This is a genomic window from Deefgea piscis, assembly GCF_019665785.1.
Lineage (GTDB): Bacteria > Pseudomonadota > Gammaproteobacteria > Burkholderiales > Chitinibacteraceae > Deefgea.
In genome coordinates this window covers 1,167,809-1,185,998 of record NZ_CP081149.1, presented here as the reverse complement: position 1 = coordinate 1,185,998, position 18,190 = coordinate 1,167,809, and the positions used below count along the sequence as shown (strand labels likewise).

General features: G+C 44.4%; 16 protein-coding genes. 8 read left to right on the top strand and 8 right to left on the bottom strand.

Annotated elements, in window-relative coordinates; all coding sequences use genetic code 11:
- Position 1 precedes the first annotated feature (1 nt).
- The 5 genes from tpx (K4H25_RS05550) (at position 2) to K4H25_RS05530 (ending at position 6,363) form a co-directional block, all read left to right on the top strand.
- A complete protein-coding gene (gene tpx / locus K4H25_RS05550) occupies positions 2–553 on the top strand; it encodes a thiol peroxidase (RefSeq protein ID WP_221022371.1) in 552 nt (183 codons plus the stop codon).
- Positions 554–750: 197 nt separating this feature from the next.
- Positions 751–1,251, top strand: a complete 501-nt coding sequence (gene tpx / locus K4H25_RS05545) for a thiol peroxidase (RefSeq protein ID WP_221022370.1) — start codon at positions 751–753, stop codon at positions 1,249–1,251.
- A 56-nt stretch (positions 1,252–1,307) separates the two neighbouring features.
- Complete coding sequence (locus K4H25_RS05540) at positions 1,308–2,093, top strand: DUF3025 domain-containing protein (RefSeq protein WP_221022369.1); 786 nt, start codon at positions 1,308–1,310, stop codon at positions 2,091–2,093.
- Between the two features lie 182 nt (positions 2,094–2,275).
- Positions 2,276–3,472: an ammonium transporter gene (locus K4H25_RS05535; RefSeq protein ID WP_221022368.1), complete on the top strand. Its 1,197-nt coding sequence runs from the start codon at positions 2,276–2,278 to the stop codon at positions 3,470–3,472.
- 512 nt (positions 3,473–3,984) lie between these two features.
- The gene (locus K4H25_RS05530) at positions 3,985–6,363 is read left to right on the top strand and encodes a protein kinase domain-containing protein (protein WP_221022367.1); all 2,379 of its coding nucleotides are present in this window, start codon (positions 3,985–3,987) and stop codon (positions 6,361–6,363) included.
- A 334-nt stretch (positions 6,364–6,697) separates the two neighbouring features.
- On the opposite strand, the gene K4H25_RS05525 is transcribed toward K4H25_RS05530, so the two are convergent.
- From K4H25_RS05525 to K4H25_RS05505, 5 genes are all read right to left on the bottom strand, one after another.
- A complete protein-coding gene (locus tag K4H25_RS05525) occupies positions 6,698–7,738 on the bottom strand; it encodes a sulfate/molybdate ABC transporter ATP-binding protein (protein ID WP_221022366.1) in 1,041 nt (346 codons plus the stop codon).
- Positions 7,739–7,879: 141 nt separating this feature from the next.
- On the bottom strand, positions 7,880–8,749 hold the full coding sequence (gene cysW, locus K4H25_RS05520; RefSeq protein ID WP_221022365.1) for a sulfate ABC transporter permease subunit CysW: 870 nt from the start codon (positions 8,747–8,749) through the stop codon (positions 7,880–7,882).
- Positions 8,750–8,764: 15 nt separating this feature from the next.
- A complete protein-coding gene (cysT, locus tag K4H25_RS05515) occupies positions 8,765–9,589 on the bottom strand; it encodes a sulfate ABC transporter permease subunit CysT (protein ID WP_173533425.1) in 825 nt (274 codons plus the stop codon).
- A gap of 300 nt (positions 9,590–9,889) precedes the next feature.
- Entirely contained in the window at positions 9,890–10,900 is a 1,011-nt protein-coding gene (locus K4H25_RS05510; protein ID WP_221022364.1) for a sulfate ABC transporter substrate-binding protein, read from the bottom strand.
- Between the two features lie 209 nt (positions 10,901–11,109).
- Positions 11,110–12,111: a sulfate ABC transporter substrate-binding protein gene (locus K4H25_RS05505; protein WP_221022363.1), complete on the bottom strand. Its 1,002-nt coding sequence runs from the start codon at positions 12,109–12,111 to the stop codon at positions 11,110–11,112.
- A gap of 280 nt (positions 12,112–12,391) precedes the next feature.
- Here K4H25_RS05505 and K4H25_RS05500 point away from each other — a divergent pair, with 280 nt between their 5' ends.
- The 3 genes from K4H25_RS05500 to K4H25_RS05490 are packed head-to-tail and all read left to right on the top strand — an operon-like array spanning position 12,392 to position 14,948.
- On the top strand, positions 12,392–12,943 hold the full coding sequence (locus K4H25_RS05500; RefSeq protein ID WP_221022362.1) for a hypothetical protein: 552 nt from the start codon (positions 12,392–12,394) through the stop codon (positions 12,941–12,943).
- Positions 12,944–13,002: 59 nt separating this feature from the next.
- Complete coding sequence (locus tag K4H25_RS05495; RefSeq protein WP_221022361.1) at positions 13,003–13,905, top strand: TraB/GumN family protein; 903 nt, start codon at positions 13,003–13,005, stop codon at positions 13,903–13,905.
- Positions 13,906–13,910: 5 nt separating this feature from the next.
- Positions 13,911–14,948, top strand: coding sequence for an NADP(H)-dependent aldo-keto reductase (locus tag K4H25_RS05490; RefSeq protein ID WP_221022360.1), 1,038 nt, complete (start codon positions 13,911–13,913; stop codon positions 14,946–14,948).
- Between the two features lie 78 nt (positions 14,949–15,026).
- Here the strand turns inward: K4H25_RS05490 and K4H25_RS05485 are convergent, their stop codons facing one another.
- Genes K4H25_RS05485 through K4H25_RS05475 form a run of 3 tightly spaced genes read right to left on the bottom strand, consistent with a single transcriptional unit; the run spans position 15,027 to position 18,020 of the window.
- A complete protein-coding gene (locus K4H25_RS05485) occupies positions 15,027–16,130 on the bottom strand; it encodes an ABC transporter ATP-binding protein (protein ID WP_221022359.1) in 1,104 nt (367 codons plus the stop codon).
- 58 nt (positions 16,131–16,188) lie between these two features.
- Complete coding sequence (locus K4H25_RS05480) at positions 16,189–17,121, bottom strand: carbohydrate ABC transporter permease (protein WP_221022358.1); 933 nt, start codon at positions 17,119–17,121, stop codon at positions 16,189–16,191.
- Between the two features lie 20 nt (positions 17,122–17,141).
- Positions 17,142–18,020: a carbohydrate ABC transporter permease gene (locus K4H25_RS05475; RefSeq protein WP_255588073.1), complete on the bottom strand. Its 879-nt coding sequence runs from the start codon at positions 18,018–18,020 to the stop codon at positions 17,142–17,144.
- Between the last annotated feature and the right edge of the window lie 170 nt (positions 18,021–18,190).

Sequence of the window (18,190 nt, the reverse complement as noted above, 5' to 3'; positions counted from 1 at the left end):
AATGTCGACCGTTATGCTCAATAGCACCCCAGTTAGTATTGGTGGCCGTTTTCCTCGCGCAGGTGAAACGGCGCATAGTTTTATGCTGGTCGACATTCACTTACAAGATGTGCCGCTGTCTAAATTTTGGGGGCAAAGAAAACTCATCGCCGTGGTGCCCAGCCTAGATGCCGCGATTGGTTTAACTATCGCCAGAAAACTCGAAACCATAGGGTATGAGCTCGAAAACACTGTGATTATGACGGTATCGGTTGATACCCCCTATGCGCTATCGCGAATTTTGGATGCCGAAAGATTTCTTAAAATCCAATTAATGTCGACCTTGCGCGGGCGTGACTTTCATAAAGACTACGGCGTGATGATTACCGATATTCCGCTGTCTGGCCTGATGACCACCGCCTTATTTGCGCTAGATGTCGACGACACTATTTTGTATTCCGAGCTGGTGAGTGATCTCAATGCCGAGCCCAACTATATGTCGGCGCTCGATTTACTCGACCCACCTACCGCTACCGCAGCCGTAACGGAAGTCGAAGTACTCAGTATCGAATAACACCCCAAGCTAAAAGCCAAGATCGGAGCAGCAATCCATCTTGGCTTTTTTGCGTCTGCAATACCCTGCGCCCCTTTTTTATGTCCGCCAACGACTCAATAAAAATTACGCTATTTAAATAAACTCTCACTTTTGATTTACTAAAACAGCCCCACTTACTTTCATGCAGCATTCATATAAAAACTTAGGAGCATTACATGGCATCAGTTACTCTTGGCGGCAATCCAGTCACCCTCAACGGCACATTCCCAGCAGTGGGCAGTACAGCACCGGCATTTAGCTTGGTGGCCAAAGATCTTTCTGACGTGAGCTTGGCTAGCTTTGCTGGTAAACGTAAAGTTTTGAATATTTTCCCTAGCGTTGACACCCCAACTTGCGCGATGTCAGTTCGTCATTTCAACGAGTCAGCATCCAAACTCGAAAACACCGTGGTATTGTGCATTTCTGCCGATTTGCCATTCGCCCAAAGCCGCTTTTGCGGTGCCGAAGGCATTGAAAACGTTGTGACTTTGTCGACCATGCGCGGTCGTGAATTCTTGGCCAATTACGGCGTTGAAATCACCAGCGCACCATTGGCTGGCGTTGCTGCACGTGCGGTCATTGTGTTGGATGCGAATGATCAAGTCATCCATGCTGAACTCGTTGCCGATATTAAAGACGAGCCTAACTATGAAGCCGTATTGAAAGTTTTAGCTTAAGCGCCCGATCAGGGTTAAACTTCGCACTGTTTAACCCTGTTTGATTTTTGAATTTTATGACCTCTTGGCCCCTAGATTTTTTCTCGACCACCCCTGCCTTTGCTCCGGTTTTACCCTATCTACAACGCTTTTCCCAAGCCCCATTGCATGCCGATTGGTTGACGGTGAGCGAGCGCATCCAAACCCAAGGCGGTGCCAATATTCAGTTTGTCGATCCCGATAGCATCACTGAATATTACGAGCTAGAAATCTACCAAAAAGGCCGTGTAGCTACCCGCTTAAACTGGCATGACACTTTTAACGCAACGATTTGGCAAGCCTACCCCAAAAGCAAAGTCGCACTCAATGCGCTGCACTTTAAAGCGATGCAAGCCGATCCAGACAGCAAAATCCGTGGCCCAGTGCGCGATGCGGCCACCCTCTTTGATGAATGCGGCTTAATTTTGCCGTATAGCCGCCCAGCGCTACTTGAGCTGATGGTCGCGCACCAATGGCAGGCATTGTTTGTCGAAGAAGCACAGGCATGGGGACAAGAAATCAGCGCCTTTGTTTTTGGTCACGCGACACTAGAAAACCTACTGCAACCCTTTGTGGGTTTAACCGGAAAATGCTGGCCGATTCAAGTTGACGCGGATTTTTTTGCGCTTGATTTAATCGCGCAACGCCAAGAACTCGATCACCGAATTGCCGAACAAATCGAGCTACACGCGCTACAAACCCCGCGCCAGCTCCCTCCCCTGCCGTATTTGGGCATTCCACAATGGTGGCCCGAGCAAGACGCCGACTTTTATGCCAATACGCGCTACTTTCGCCATGCGCGGCAAAAAAGCGCACCAAAATAAACCGTCACGCACGCTAACGCTGCCCTTATTGCACTCTTATTGCGCATGAAAGCGCTCCAGACGCTCGCAGATCGGTAGCAAAAAACAAGATAAGCACCTTAAATCAGCCACTTAATGGCAATGGCATACTGCTTGCTTTTAGTGCCGATCCGTTTTCAAGCTGATCACTAAGGGAGCAAGCAATGAGTGCGAGTAGTGTCGACGTTTTATTTATTTTATTAGGCGCCATTATGATTTTGGCGATGCATGCTGGCTTTGCTTTTTTGGAACTGGGCACGGTACGTAAAAAAAATCAGGTCAATGCCTTAGTTAAAATTTTGACCGACTTTGCTGTTTCTGCCATCGCTTATTTTTTTATTGGCTACGGTATCGCCTACGGCGTGCATTTTTTTGGCCCAGCCAGCGCCATGCTAGAAAACCATGGTTTTGAGCTGGTTCGATTTTTCTTTTTACTGACTTTTGCTGCCGCCATTCCAGCAATTGTTTCTGGCGGCATTGCTGAGCGCGCCAAATTTCACCCACAATCAGCGGCGACTTTTTTACTGGTCGGCTTTATCTATCCCTTTTTTGAAGGCATGGTGTGGAATAATAATTTTGGCATGCAAGATCTATTTAAAGCTTGGTTTGGCGCGCCCTTTCATGATTTTGCTGGCTCGGTGGTGGTGCATGCGGTCGGCGGCTGGATTGGCCTTGCCGCCGTACTGCATCTGGGCGCGCGCCGTGGTCGTTACAGCAAAGAAGGCCGTATTGCCGCGCATCCACCATCCAGCATCCCATTTTTAGCCCTAGGCGCATGGATTTTGATCGTCGGCTGGTTTGGCTTTAACGTGATGAGCGCGCAAAAAATTGAAGGCATTTCCGGTTTAGTAGCGATGAACTCACTCATGGCGATGGTGGGCGGCACCTTAGTGGCCACCGTGGTCGGCAAAAACGACCCCGGCTTTATTCATAATGGTCCACTCGCGGGCTTAGTCGCGGTCTGTGCTGGCTCCGACATCATGCATCCATTAGGCGCGCTGGTTGTTGGCGGTATTGCCGGCGGACTGTTTGTTTGGTTATTTACCCTGACGCAAAATCGCTGGAAAATCGACGACGTGCTTGGCGTATGGCCACTGCATGGTATTTGCGGTGCATGGGGGGGTATTGCTGCAGGAATATTTGGCAGCAACTATTTGGGCGGCATAGGTGGCGTCAGTATCTTGGCGCAAATCGTCGGCACCCTACTCGGAATTGCCATTGCTTTTATTGGCGGCTATCTGGTTTATGGCGTATTGAAAAAAACCGTCGGTATTCGTCTGACTGACGAAGAAGAATTTAACGGCGCCGATTTAAGCATCCACCAAACCTCAGCCAGCCCCGAGCGCGAAACCAATTGGTAAGTTTTAACGCCAGAAACAAAACCGCCAGATCCGGCGTTTTTTATGCAGGATTCGAGTTGTTTGCTTGGGCATGAAATCGGCACGGAGCGAATGCTGCATCGCCAAAGTAAGCACTTAAGTCGTTTGGTGTGCGGCAATACAGTTTGAGAAACAGGCCTGATTAGGCCTGTTTTTGTTGCTGCCGTTAAGGCATGCAAAAATAGCACCGCCTAAATCTTTGATTTATATTTATGTAGTGTCTATGGCATTCAAACTATCTTTTGAGTGCGTACTTAGAATTAATCATGTAATAATTTAAAAAGTGTCTATGGCATATCAAATAAATAATAGATTAGCAATGACAACGATTTTCGCAAAGCAATAAGCTATCCTATGGGCTGTGAAATAAGTAGTTCAACATAATTTTTCATAGCTTCGGGCTAGGGTAACTTAGGTCGGATTACTTGTATGTTAATATTGCCTATTATTTATAATTACCAATTGTTTAATTAAAATATTAACAAAGGTGCACTTTGAATAATTCAAATGAATTTAAAGATTTACATACTGTTTTTTCTGAAAGAATGCGTCCAATCGTATTTTGGACAGGTGCAGGTTTAAGTTCCCCACACATTCCATCTTGGGGCGGACTAGCAAATAAGTTGATCGAAGTAGCTAAAAATAGAGCCGGGGAATTTAATAAAACTGACTCAGCCTCGGTTATATCACAAATACAAAACGCAAATGGAATTAAAGATCTATGGACGAGAATTGGTAAAATCAAATCCATTCTTGGAAATGAAACATTCTCAACAGAAATAAAAAGAATTATTGGTGCAAGCGATACAATTGATATTCCTAAAATCTATGAACAACTATGGTCATTATCACCAACAGGGATGGTTACATTAAATTTAGATTTATTCACGCATCGAGCATCTACAAGCCACCCATCTGGACTTACACCAATAAGTCACTATCCAAAAAAATTCAATACTGCACTAAATTTTTTAAAAGAAAGAAAACCATTTATTGCATACCCACATGGGTATTTAGATTACTCTGATAGCTGGGCTTTTACTCGTCAAGATTTAGATGACTTACTAAAAAATAATGAGTACAAAGCATGGTTAAATATATTGTTTAGAAGCGCGACGGTAATCTTTATTGGTGTAACCGCTGATGATGTTGCTATAACAACATTTATGGACGCTATTAAAAAAGAGTCTAACTGTGATTTTATTGGTAATTTCTGGATAACTGACAGAGCAGATAGCACAACGGACAAATGGGCCAATGACAATGGAATTAGAGTTATTAGATATTCTAATACAGATGGTAGCCATTCTGAACTAATATCAATGATAAAAGAGCTTAAAAAACTCGTTAAAGAAGATGATAAAAATAAAGAAGAACCCGTAACGTATAGCGGTGCAGTGATAAACTACGACGAACTACTAGCGACAAATACTAATGAACAAGATCCAGATGTTTTAGTTACGAAAGATGAAGAAGTAATTAGATTGGAATTAAATAAAATTGTCGCTGGAATATTTAAAGAAAAAGACATAAAAAATAGAGACATTAAATATCAGGAATTCCTGAATAAGTATGAACGATCTATTCATAGAAGTTGGTATGTTTCTACATCTGGAAGTGGTAAATTTTTGGGTTACACAGTGACACGCGAAGTGGCTGGCGGAGCATTTGGAACTGTTTACGCGGCACATGATAATGATGGCAATCAATTTGCGATTAAAGTACTTAAACCAGAAAACTTCAAGAAGGTTGATTTTTACCGTAATTTTAGACGAGGAGTAAATTCATTAAGAATAATTACAAATAGAAAAATTAATGGAGTAGTTGAATTTAATGATGCATCAGAAATCCCACCATCTCTAATAATGGAGTGGATCGACGGCCCAAGCTTACAAAGCCTAGTTGCTGCACAGCAAACAAATAATTGGTACATTCGACTAAAAATTGCTCTTGAACTATCTTCTGTGTTAATTGATTCTCACGGAGTTCCTGAACGAGTTTATCATCGCGATTTAAGACCAGCCAATATAATGGTCAGTGATTTTTATGCGAACCCAGATGATTGGAAAGTTATTGTTCTTGATTTTGATCTTTCTTGGCATAAAGGTGCAGAAGATGCATCTATTATGCACAGCCCTGCTTTGGGGTATTTGGCTCCAGAACAACGCAGAAAAGTAGAAGGGCAAAACTCTAGAAGTGCGTTAGTTGATTCATATGGATTTGGAATGACGCTTTATTATTTATGTTCTGGAGTTCACCCGTACCCAGATCAACACTTATTACCAAGCTGGAATAAAACGGTAATAGATGCGTGTTTAAAATTAAGCTGTAAAGAGTGGAAATCTTTACCTGCAGTTATTGCAAGGCTCATTCTAAATTCAACATTAGAGAATCAATACGGAAGATGGAGCATGGCTCAAATTAATGGCGAGATTGAATCAGTAAATAATGCAATAAATGGCACCACGGGAGTGTCTGGAGAAACTATTGCTGAAGAACTCGCTATACATATAAACACAATGGCATCTTACAAGTGGAGTGATGATGATTCATCAGCTAGATATACCGGAGTAAATGGACTAAAAATATGCGTACGATTTGATCATGCAAAAAATAAAATAATTCTTGAAGTATCTTGGGAATATACTGGTGACCAGGATTGGAGTCGAGTAGAGCGAATGTTATCATCTGGATTGGACAACCTTAATACCACGCTTTTAAGTTTTGGATGGGAAGAAAATTGCAACAGGAGATCTAGAGGCTTTACAATAGAAGCATCTATAAATATTGATGCCATATCTATAAATATAATTAGCGCAGCAAAAAATATTGACAAGGCTGTAGGATATGCATCTAGTATTTCCAGTTTTTAACAAGGTAGAATAACAATGAAACCACATAACAATTAAGCATGTGTTATGTGGTTTTAATGTTTGGTACGCAATAAATATTAAAATAAATTCTTTAGTCGTGAAGAATTTACAGCAAGCTAGGCACTCTTTAATCAAAGTTCTTATCAATGCGATTTTTGTTGTAGGCATTAAACAGATACCTATGGATTTTAGTTGCAGAAACTATTGTTTGCGCAACGTAAACCCAGAATAGTTGTCCACTCAATTTGCCGGCTTATGGCCAACTGCCATCACCAATTGATTGGAATTTGCGCTCACCCAATATCACCCTTGATATTGGGTGAGCGTGAACACATTAGGCTGCGGTGATGATTTTGCTTTCGCGTGGTACGAGGTAGACGGTTTCGGCGACTTGCCAAGCGCCTTCGAGTTGTCGCTCGCGGGTGAGTTCGACCTCGACGACTTCGTGATCGGCCACTTCCACTTCGAGTCGTACCGTTGCGCCGAGTAAGCGAATATGGGTGATGGTGCCTTCAATCGCATGCAGGCTGGCAACACGGCTCAAATCAATTTCGTGCGGACGCACATACACGGTGGCGTGCTCGCCCGGCTCGGCGGCAAATTGACCGCTGCCTACCTTGGCCCACCCCTCGTGAACGCGAGAATGAAATAAATTCACATCGCCCAAAAATTGATACACAAACGGGCTGGCTGGCGTGTCGTAAACTTGAGTTGGCGTACCAATTTGCTCAATTTTTCCTTGATTCATCACCACCACGCGATCGGCCACTTCCAGCGCTTCTTCTTGATCGTGGGTTACAAACACCGAGGTGACGTTGATTTCATCGTGTAAACGGCGCAACCAACGGCGTAGCTCTTTACGTACCTTGGTATCGAGCGCGCCAAACGGCTCATCGAGCAGCAAGACTTTCGGTTCAACCGCTAAGGCTCGCGCTAAAGCAATACGCTGTCTTTGCCCACCAGAGAGTTGCGCAGGATAACGATCGGCCAACCAATCGAGTTGCACCAGATTGAGTAATTCATGCACTTTGCGTTTAATTTCCGCATCGCTAGGCCGAGTGGATTTCGGGCGAACGCGTAGGCCAAACGCCACGTTTTCAAATACCGTCATATGGCGAAACAGGGCATAGTGCTGAAAGACAAAGCCCACTTGGCGTTCACGCACATGCCTATCGGTGGTATCTTCACCATGAAATAAAATTTGCCCAGAGTCTGGCGTTTCTAGCCCAGCAATCACCCGCAGCAATGATGTTTTGCCGCAACCGGACGGGCCAAGCAATGCAATTAACTCTCCGGATTCAACATTCAAGCTCAAGTCATTGAGCGCTTTAAAGTCGCCAAATGTTTTGACGATATTGCGAATTTCGATGCTCATGGTTTATTCCTCGTGCCACCGTATCAGGGTGATATGTTAAGGCCACAAATACGGTGACTGATCTATTCGGTTTCTGATCGATTGCTGCGTCGCCGCGCCGCGACTTTCAATTGGGCTCAATTGGGCGACACGGTGCTACATTTAGGCTTGCGTTGCCGCACGACGATCGGCGATTTCTTGCTGCTCGGTACGCCACTCGATATAGCTTTTTATTGCCAGAGTCAGTAGCGCCAACAAAGCCAGAATCGACGCGCAAGCAAAAGCACCGACAAAATTGTATTCGTTGTACAAAATCTCAACGTGCAAGGGAATGGTATTAGTCATGCCGCGAATATGACCCGACACCACCGATACCGCGCCAAACTCCCCCATCGCCCGAGCATTGGCCAAAATCACGCCGTACAGCAAACCCCATTTAATATTGGGTAAAGTGACATGCCAAAACGTTTGCCAACCCGTTGCCCCGAGCACCAATGCCGCTTGTTCTTCATCTGTGCCTTGCGCCTGCATCAGTGGAATCAGCTCACGCGCCACAAACGGAAACGTCACAAAAACTGTTGCCAATACAATCCCGGGCACCGCAAAAATAACCTTAATATTGTGCTCGGCCAGCCACTCGCCCCACCAACCATGTGCGCCAAACAGCAGCACATAAATCAAGCCTGCCACCACCGGCGACACGGCAAACGGCAAGTCAATTAAGGTAATCAATAGGCTTTTACCTTTAAATTCAAACTTGGCAATCGCCCATGCCGCAGCCACACCAAAGGTTAAATTTAACGGCAGTGCAATCGCCGCCACAATCAACGTGAGTTTAATCGCCGCCAGCGCATCGCTTTCAACCAAGGATGCTTGATACAAGCCCCAGCCTTGATGCAATGCTTCAAAAAACACCGACAACAAGGGGATAATCAGCATGAAGCTAATCAATACCAAGGCCAAACCCGTCAGCGCATAACGTACCCAAGGCGCTTCCGTCGTCACTACTCTGTTTGCAATCTGTGTTGCCATTTTATTCTCCTAGAACTAGCGACGATGCCGTGTCACCCACCACTGCAAACCATTTATCAGTAGTAATAATGCAAATGAAACCACCAGCATCACCACCGCAATCGCCGTCGCGCCCAAATAATCGTATTGCTCTAATTTAGAGATAATCATCAAAGGCGTGATTTCAGATTTAAACGGCATATTGCCAGCAATAAAAATCACCGAACCAAACTCACCAATCGCGCGGGCAAAGGCCAGCGTAAAACCAGTCAGCAGCGCCGGAAAAATCGTTGGTAAAATCACTTTGCAAAAAATTTGCCAGCGGGTTGCTCCTAGGCTCGATGCTGCTTCTTCCAGCTCTTTTTCCATGTCCTCTAACACCGGCTGCACCGTACGCACCACAAACGGCAAGGTGATAAAGGTCAGTGCCAAGACAATACCGGCGGGAGTAAACGCAATCTTGATGCCGAGCTGATCTAAAGGCGCACCCAACAAACCATTGGGCGCATACAACGTGGCTAAAGCAATCCCCGCCACGGCCGTTGGCAATGCAAATGGCAAATCGACCAAGGCGTCGATAAAGCGTTTACCGGGAAAAGAATAACGCACCAACACCCAGGCAATCAGCAAGCCGACAAAGAGATTAATCAGCGCCGCGATCAATGACGCGCCAAAAGTCACCTTATAACTGGCCACCACCCGAGGTTCGGTGACAATCGCCCAAAACGACGCCCAATCCAAACCCATTGATTTACTAATCAAAGCGGCCAATGGCAGCAATACAATCAACGATAAATACAGCACGCTATACCCGAGCGCTAAATTAAACCCGGGTAAAACGCTACTTTGTTTCCATTTCATAGCGATTCCTTATGGGAATGTGCAGATGAGGTGCAGATAGTCAGCATCGCGGCATTCCCTCTCCCTTGATGGGAGAGGGCGTAGGGTGAGGGTGATCCGCTGGCGTGTTTTGTCAGCTCAACACCCCCATCCCAACCTTCCCCCGTCGAGAGGGACGGGGCTGCAGTCGATCTGCTCAAGCGCTTGTGATGTACGCATCAACACCAAATCTGAACATTACCATCTGATTATGGGTATATCTATCAGATCAATGACTAGCAAAGGCTAGATAGATATACCCAAGTTTTCCATCGACTTGCATTAACGTTTTTTGGCGATTTCTGCCGAGATTTGGTCGTAAATTGCGCCGTCGTCAAAGAATTTTTTCTGCGCCGCTTTCATGCCACCAAACTCAGCGACACCAAATAATTTAATCGGAGGAAACTGCTTGGCATATTTGGCGGCCACGGCGGCATTGCGTGGGCGTAGATAATTTTGCGCCGCAACTTCTTGCCCTTCTGGGCTCCACAGATAGCGCAAATATTCATCAGCCACTTTGCGCGTGCCGCGTTTATCGACCACTTTATCCACTACTGCCACCGGCAAATCCGCATCAATCGACACCGATGGGTACACCACTTCAAAATTGCCGCGGCCAAACTCACGCGCAATCATTTCGGCTTCGTTTTCAAACGTCACCAACACATCGCCCATCTGGCGCTGCATAAACGTCGTGGTTGCTGCGCGACCACCGGCATCAAGCAACGGCACATTGGCAAATACCGCTCGAGTAAATTCACGCGCCTTAGCTTCATTGCCACCATTTTGCTTCAGTGCTGCGCCCCAAGCGGCTAAGAAGGTATAGCGGCCATTGCCACTGGTTTTTGGATTGGGCACCACCACTTGCACATTCGGTTTAATTAAATCAGCCCAATCTTTAATGCCTTTAGGATTGCCTTTACGCACAATTAAAACTTGCATACTGGAAAAAGGCGCCGCTTCATCGGGATATTTCTTTTCCCAACCTGGATTAATTTGGCGGCCTTTTTCAACAATGGCATCAATATCGGTGCTTTGATTCATCGTAACCACATCGGCTTCTAAGCCATCAATGACTGAGCGCGCTTGTTTACTTGAACCACCGTGCGATTGCTGAATGGCTAATTTATCTTTGTATTTCGCTTCGTAATATTTTTGGAACACCGGGTTATAGTCTTTATAAAAATCACGCATCACGTCATACGACACATTTAATAAAGTGGTATCGGCCCAGCTGAATGCGCTGAAACCACCGAGCGAAATTGCCAATACGATTTGTTTAAATTTGGACATGATGCGCTTCCTTAATTTGAATACTGGCGACTGTAGCAACTTGGCAAAAGCGCGACAAAGAATATAAATCTATTTCTATATTCCATTTAATGGATTTAAATTTTTATCTGAATAAAAACAAAGACTTGCTCAGATTTTAACCAATAATCAACCGCAGTGGCTTGGCGATATTGCATCTGCAAAGCACTGCGGCTCAAATATCAATTGGTTTATTTATTGGCATTGATCATTTGATCAAAGATGCCGCCATCCGCAAAATGCAGCTTTTGCACTTTGCCCCACCCGCCAAAAACATCATCAATATCAAAGCGTTGAATCACCGGAAATTGCTTGGCATATTTAGCGGCAATCTCTTTATCAATTGGTCGATAATAATTTTGCGCAGCGATTTCTTGCCCTTCTTTGGAATACAAATAATTGAGGTATTCAGTCGCGACTTTACGGCTACCTTTTCGATCCACATTTTTATCGACAATCGCCACCGGTGGCTCCGCTTTAATCGACAATGATGGCGCAATAATTTCAAATTTATCGCGGCCTAATTCACGAAAGACCAGCTCAGCTTCGTTTTCCCACGTCACTAAAACATCGCCAATTCCACGCTGCGTAAAGGTCACGGTTGACCCCCGTGCGCCAGTATCTAAAACCGGGACATTCTTATATAGTTTTTGCACAAATTCGCGCGCTTTTTCATCCGAGCCATATTTTGTTTTGGCCCAACCCCACGCCGCCAAATAATTCCAGCGCGCTCCGCCAGATGTTTTTGGATTTGGAGTAATCACTTTTACATCGGCACGAATTAAATCATGCCAATCTTTAATGCCTTTGGGATTGCCCTTTTTAACTAAAAATAAAATCGTCGAGGTATAGGGAGAAGCGTTGTCAGGAAACTGTTTTTGCCAATCCGGTTTGAGTAGCTTGCCATGCTCGGCCAAGACATCAATATCTGACGCTAAAGCCAAAGTCACAATATCGGCATCTAAGCCATCGAGCACCGATCGCGCTTGTTTACCGGAACCACCGTGCGATTGTTTAATCGTCACATCATCGCCAGTTTTCTTTTTGTAGTAAGCAGAGAATGCTTTGTTATAATCTTGATAAAGCTCTCGTGTCGGATCATAAGACACATTGAGTAGCTCAACAGTGGCGGAATAACTTGGCGTAGCGATCGCCAAGGTCAAGATAACAAAGGCTATTTTTTTGATTTGCATGATAAATTCACCAACAAAGAAAAGGTGGAATTATCATGTCATATTTTTATTATAATCATTAATATCTTATTGTTGATTGCAAATAACAAAAATGAATATAGCTAGCACAGGAATGTATAAGTATTTGATATGCCAATGAAATAATGAAGCAACCTACTTCAGATCAAAATCCAAGCTCACGCAAGGTGATCATGCCGCTGCTAATCCAGCAAAGCTGACAACAATCAAAAGCAAATCGTCTTACTGATGAAACACATTGTTATTATGCTGCGAGCATTTATTGCTAAATAAGTTGACGACCATGCCGTCCAGCGCCAATAAACTCAATGCCATTTACTGCAAAACCGCGGTTGGCGAAAACGAAATTGTGACGCGCCAGCACGCCCTATTGAGCAAACCAAGACAAGCTTTGATTCTCATCGATGGTAAAAAAAGTTACGCCCAACTCAATCAATTACTCCCCACGATTGAACTTGATCGATTGATTAACGAATTACTTCAATTAGGTTTAATTCGCGACGCAAATGCCACCCTGCCCCCGCAAAGCTCTGTAACCAATCATGCCAATTGCATTACAGCCAACAATACTAAAGCCAGCACAATACCTTTAGATATCGAGCGTTTAAATACGATTAAGCAATTGATGATTGATAGCTCAAAAACATTACTGGGCATTTTTGCCAACACCTTGATCGAAAAAATTAATACTATTGATGATGCAGCACAACTCAGCCCCGCGATTGCGCAATGGAATTTAAGCCTGCGCGAATCAAAAAATGGCCAATTACATGCCGAACAATACTTAGAAGCCATTAAATCACTGATGAAATAGCGTAATAAGCAGCACGGCGATATACTAAGAATCTATCTTTTTTTACTAGGTTCGCTCTAATGCTTGCTCGATTCAGCTCATCATTATTTGCCGCAATGACCGCACTTAGTTTTACTGTGGCGCCACCGGCAATGGCCGACCAAGGCGAAAAACAAGCCATTTTATGGAAAGTTGAAAAAGCCAATACCCCTGCTTCTTGGTTATTAGCCACCATTCAAACTACCGATGGTCAAGTTGGCGAATTTACCCCTGCAACCTTGGCGGCACTCGGTGGTGCAAAATACATTGGTACTGAATTTCATAATGATATTAATTCAGTAGTCGATATGGCACGCACCATGCTCGATGAAAAACCGAGCTTAGCGCAAACCTTAGGCGCTGCTGATTACGCTAAATTATTACCATTGATTGAAAGCCGTGGCTATCCAGCATCGGTAACTGGCAAATTAAAACCTTGGGCTGCGATTATGATGTTATTGTCGCCACGTCCAGCCAAAGATTTAATTCCTATGGATGATCGTTTACTCAAATATTCAATGGAAAATGGCCGTAAATACTTTGGCGTTGAAAGTGTTGAACAGCAATTAGCGCCATTTCAAGCGATACCACAAGCCAAACAAATTCCTTTGCTAAAAGCGCTGATTAAAAATGAAGCCAAGCTTGAGCAAAATTATAAGCAAATTGTCAGTGCTTATTTAAAGCAAGATTTAAATCAAGTCCAAAAATTATTGCAGATCGAAGCATTAGCGCTACCTGAGGCTGACCGTGCTTGGTATCGCCAATGGCGCAACGAGACATTCAATCAGCGCAATAAAATCATTGTTGAGCGTTTAAAAGTGCCGTTTGAGAAAGGTGATTCTTTTGTCGGCATTAACGCTGGCCAATTACCCGGCAAAGACGGTTTAATCGCCAAATTACGTGCCGCAGGTTATAGCGTTAACGCTTTTTCGGCAGCGAAATAAATCCTATGCAGATGAAAACTTTACCCGGCACGGATTTATCCGTGTCTAGCCTATGCTTAGGCACAATGACGTTTGGTGAGCAAAATACCGAAAGCCAAGCGCACTCTCAACTCGACTATGCGTACTCGCACGGGATTAATTTTATTGATACCGCCGAAATGTATCCGGTGCCGGCTAATGCCCAAACCCAAGGCTTAACCGAGTCGTATGTGGGTAGTTGGCTAAAGCAGCAGCGCCGCGATCAATTGATTGTTGCTACCAAAGTAGCCGGCCCCAATCGTGGGATGGAGTGGATACGCGGTGGCCCACAACTCACAAGGGGGCATATCCTTGCAGCCTGCGATGCCAGTTTGCTGCGGCTCAATACCGACTATATCGACTTGTATCAATTGCACTGGCCGGCGCGGCATGTGCCGATGTTTGGGCAAAGTTATTACGAGCCCAGCCAAGAATATGCCGATGCTCCTGAATTACACGAGCAACTAGCCGCGCTCAAAGAATTAGTCGATCAGGGCAAGATCCGTTATGTCGGCGTTTCTAATGAAACGCCGTGGGGCGTGATGGCCTTCACGCGTCTTGCCGAGCAATATCAATTGCCGCGGATTGCGACGATTCAGAATGTTTACAATCTGATCAACCGCACGTATGACTATGGTTTGGCTGAAGTTTGCCATCGTGAACAAGTGAGCCTGTTGGCATATAGCCCACTGGCTTTTGGTTTACTCAGTGGCAAATATCTGCACGACGCTAAGGCTGATGGTCGAATGACGCGCTTTGCCAATTTTGGTCAGCGCTATTTAAAACCACAAGTCCCCGCAGCGATTGCGGCATTTACTGCGCTCGCCGAGCGCAATCAAATTAGCCCCGCACAAATGGCCTTGGCTTGGCTGCAAAGCCGTTGGTATGTGGCCAGTACCATTATTGGTGCGACCACGATGGCGCAGCTCGCTGAAAATATTGCCAGCACGCAACTTATATTAAATGACAGCTTACTGGCCGAAATTGAAGCGATTCATCGCCAATCACCGAGCCCGGCGCAGTAATTATTTTCAAACCGACCTCAAAGCATTAGGCATAAAAAAACCCGCAATCTACATTGCGGGTTTTTTGTTTTGCTACGCTTAACGATTGCGTTTAAATGCCAAGCCTTCAGCATCAAACAACATGCTGTGTTTCTCTGGGAACACAATGCGCACCATATCGCCAAACTTCAGGCCGGTCATATGTGCTGGCAGTTTCATGCAAATGATTTCATTCACGCCTGGAATTTCAACATAAGCCAAAACGGTATCACCCAAATGCTCAACCAAATCCACTTTAGCAGGGATTGAACCGGCAACGTTTTCGTCGGTCAATTCAATGTGCTCTGGACGAATCCCCAAAGTCACTTTATCGCCCACTTTGGCGCTACCTGGATTCACCGCTGCGCGAGCAGTAATGCCTTTTGGCAAGCGAACTACAGCGGCATCTTGCTCAACGCCAACCAATTGCGCTTCAAACAAGTTCATTTTTGGTGAACCCAAGAAGCTAGCAACAAACAAGTTCGATGGGTTTTCATACATTTCAAGCGGGCTACCCACTTGCTGAATGATACCAGCATTAAACACCACAATACGGTCAGCCAAAGTCATCGCTTCCACTTGGTCATGCGTCACATACAGCATGGTGGTTTTGAGTTCTTGATGCAGTTTTGACAATTCAACACGCATATTCAAACGCAGTGAAGCATCCAAGTTCGACAATGGCTCATCCAACAAGAATACTTTTGGATTACGCACAATCGCCCGACCAATCGCCACACGCTGACGCTGACCACCTGACAAAGCTTTTGGCTTACGTTCCAGCAAATGCGTCATTTGCAAAATATCGGCGGCTTTTTTAACGCGTTGATCGATTTCTGGTTTCGGCGTGCCAGCCAATTTCAAGGCAAAAGCCATATTGTCATACACGCTCATGTGCGGATACAAAGCGTAAGACTGGAACACCATCGCGATACCGCGTTTTGATGCGTGCAAGTCATTGGCCAATGTGTCACCGATATACAACTCGCCTGCAGTGATCTCTTCCAAGCCTGCAATCATACGCATCATCGTTGACTTGCCGCAGCCTGATGGACCAACAAATACTACGAATTCGCCGTCTTTAATCTCTAAATCAACACCCTTGATCACGCAAACGTCTTTGGTGTAGTTCTTCTTAATATTTTTAAGAGTAATGCTAGCCATTTTTAATATTCCTTAATTCTGAATTGGGTATTTTGTAAAGCGCCAATACAAGAGCATCTTATTTAACTGCGCCATCCATACCAGAGATAAAGTAGCGCTGCGTGAAGGCAAAGAAAATCAATACAGGGATAACAGTCAATACAATGGCTGCCATCAGGGTATTTTGCGAACCCGCTAATGGACCGGTCAAATCATTAAATACACCAACCGCCAATGGCTGCATTTCTTTCGAGCGCATAATAATCGACGGCCAAATGAAGTCATTCCATGAATTCACCAAAGTGAAAATACTCAGCGCGGCAAGCGACGGTACAGTTACAGGCAACATTACGCGCCACAAAATTTGCATTTCCGTTGCACCGTCAACACGTGCTGCATCAATCAAATCTTGCGGAACCGCTTCAAATGCTTGTTTCATCAAGAAAATACCAAATGCACCAGCAACACCAGGAGCAATAACGGCAAAGTAGCTATTGACACCAACTAAGCGTTTCCAGGTTTCATCAGGGCTGCCAAGCAACGCTTGCACTTCATTCATCCAATTACCGAACTTAGAAACGGTGATGAAGTTCGTCACAAAAGCAGCTTCACCAGGCAACATCAAGGTGCCAATAATTGCCATAAAAATCACATTGCGACCAAAAAACTTCATTCGAGCTAATGGATATGCTGCCAATAATGAAAAAATTGCAGTAAAGACTACCGAAAAGCCAGAAATAATGACCGAATTAAAGAAGTATTTTCCAAATGGGATTTCACTAAAGACGCGCTCGAACCAAATCAGCGTCATACCAAATGTATAGTTCCCAGTACCATCATCCGTGGTTGGCATAAAGCCAGTAGGGAATCGATAGGCTGTTGAACCATCTTGTGAAAGCGCAAATGCCAATGCCCACAACAAAGGAAACACGGTAAAAAAGGCAAATAATATTAAGCCACTGTAATGTGCAGTTAGGCCTAATGCTTTGCGAATGGCTTTAGTTTTAAACATAACAACTCTCCTCTATGTTCTTATTGTTTTTCGCCAAAGAAGCGGAATTGAAGAGCGGCCAGCAATACACAAAAGAATGTAACAACCAAGCCAGCAGCAGCCGATACGCCGAAGTTGAAGTTTTTAAACGCCTGATCATAAACATAAAACAGGGCGGTATATGTTTCAGCCTTACCGGATGTCAACACCACCACTTCTTGGAACACTTTAAGTGCACCAATCGTAGACAGCATCGTACACAGCAAGATCGTTGGTTTCATCATTGGCACTGTAATCTTCCAGAATCGATCCCACGCATTAGCACCATCCAAGACAGCGGCTTCTTCTACTTCACTTGGAATGCCTTGCAAGCCAGCGAGATACAGAACCATGTAGTAACCCAAACCTTTCCAGAAGGTAAACAACATAATTGAATACATTGCGATTTTTGGATCACCCAACCATTGGGTTTGAATCATTTCTGTAGAAGGTATGATATGCAAAAAATGTGCAATTGATGATGTTATCGCATTCAACATACCTGCGTAATTCAGTACAAAAGACCAAACCACACCAGCAATTGAAATCGCAGTAATTACAGGAATGTAGTAAACCGCACGAAAGAATGTCATACCTGGCAATTTATTGTTTACTAATTTAGCAATTAGCAAAGAAAACAATTGAATTGGCGGTACAACCAATAAGAAAAACAAAGAATTTTTTACAGCCTGACGAAATAATTCATCTTCCCAGATGTGCTTGAAATTGGCAAAGTTATTCCAAGTTGTTGCTCCCCCTGCAATCTCATAGTCATGAAAAGCCAAATAGGTGTTAAAACCCACAGGCCAAAAAACAAATATACCCATAAAGATCAAGGCAGGTGCCAAGAATAAATAGGCTAACAAATTGGAGTTTTTCACGTTTCGACTCTTCAGTGCGTTACAGACAAGGTAGATAATAACTCAATCCACACATTTTGTGACTTGATATTAACCAAACCCAGGTGATATTAAGAGCAGAGATTATAACTTAAGCAATGCAAATTTTGCACATTTGCATTGTATTTTTTAAACAAGTCAAATGTAACTAG